Raw genomic sequence first — 1,328 nt, 5'->3', positions numbered from 1 at the left:
GTTCCGCCGAGCCGCCCGTCCATCACGGCGGAGGCCAGGGCCACGCCGCCGAGGCCGACCCCCATCGCGACGGCCGCAACGGCCACCAGGGGGCCTCGCGGCGTCCGGCGCGCGCGCCCGGCGATGCCGCGCCAGGCCGGCTCCGGCGCCAGGACGAGGCGGGTCGACACGAGCCCGTCGCCGAGCGCGGTGGGAGCGGTGCCGCGGCCAGCCCGCGCGAGATGGGCCAAGTAGCGCTCGCAGCGCTCGTGGGACGCCGTGAGGCAGAGGGTGGCCTGCTGCTGCCGCTCGAGCGGGATCGGCGTGGCCTCGGCGTAACAGCGGTGGGCGTTGTCGACGCCGTCGACGGCGACTCGCCGGTCGGAGGCGAGGCCGAGGAGGGGACAGACGCGATCCACGGCGTCGAGCATAGCAAGGCCCCGCCGGCAGGAACCGACGGGGCTGACGAAATGAAATATCCCGGCGACGACCTATTTTCCCAGGAGGTTGCCCCCCAAGTATCTTCGGCGCTGGAGAGCTTAACTTCCGTGTTCGGGATGGGAACGGGTGGTGCCTCTCCGCTAGCGTCACCGGGATAGATCTTCAATTCTCGACCGTCGCCCGTTGGGGCGACATCGAAGGTGGAAGCGTCGAATCATCGTGGCGGCGGCCATCGGCCACCGTCGAACGCGATCCAGCTGCGTGCTAGTCGCGTGAACTAGGTCAAGCCCTCGACCATTAGTGCCGGCTTCGCTGAACACATTGCTGTGCGTACACGTGCGGCCTATCAAACAGCTAGTCTCGCTGCGGTCTTACCTGGTTAACCCAGTGGGGAACCTCATCTTGAGGCGAGCTTCGCACTTAGATGCTTTCAGTGCTTATCCCAACCGAACATACCTACCCAGCAATGCCATTGGCATGACAACTGGTACAACATTGGTTCGTCCACTCCGGTCCTCTCGTACTAGGAGCAGCTCCTCTCAAGTTCCCTGCGCCCACGGCGGATAGAGACCGAACTGTCTCACGACGTTCTGAACCCAGCTCGCGTACCGCTTTAATTGGCGAACAGCCAAACCCTTGGGACGTACTTCCGCCCCAGGATGCGACGAGCCGACATCGAGGTGCCAAACAGGGCCGTCGATATGAACTCTTGGGCCCTATAAGCCTGTTATCCCCGGGGTAGCTTTTATCCGTTGAGTGATACCCCTTCCACTCGGAGGTACCAGATCACTAAGCCCGACTTTCGTCTCTGCTCGACTTGTAGGTCTCGCAGTCAAGCACCCTTATGCCTTTGCACTCTTCGGCTGGTTTCCATTCAGCCTGAGGGTACCTTTGGGCGCCTCCGTTAC

The 1,328-nt window shown here is 63.6% G+C and carries 1 protein-coding gene and 2 rRNA genes; all 3 read right to left on the bottom strand.

Annotated features, from left to right (window positions below; genetic code table 11):
• Window positions 1-410, bottom strand: a 410-nt coding sequence (locus VFQ05_02980) for a hypothetical protein (GenBank protein HET9325714.1), incomplete at its 3' end; no start/stop codon positions are given.
• A 47-nt stretch (window positions 411-457) separates the two neighbouring features.
• Window positions 458-574 (bottom strand): 5S ribosomal RNA (rrf, locus tag VFQ05_02975).
• A 124-nt stretch (window positions 575-698) separates the two neighbouring features.
• Window positions 699-1,328 (bottom strand): 23S ribosomal RNA (locus VFQ05_02970); the annotation flags it as partial.

It is taken from the genome of Candidatus Eisenbacteria bacterium, assembly GCA_035712145.1.
Taxonomy (GTDB): Bacteria; Eisenbacteria; RBG-16-71-46; order RBG-16-71-46; family RBG-16-71-46; genus DASTBI01.
The sequence above is the reverse complement of the archived record's forward strand: the minus strand, read 5'-3'. Positions and strand labels throughout refer to the sequence as shown.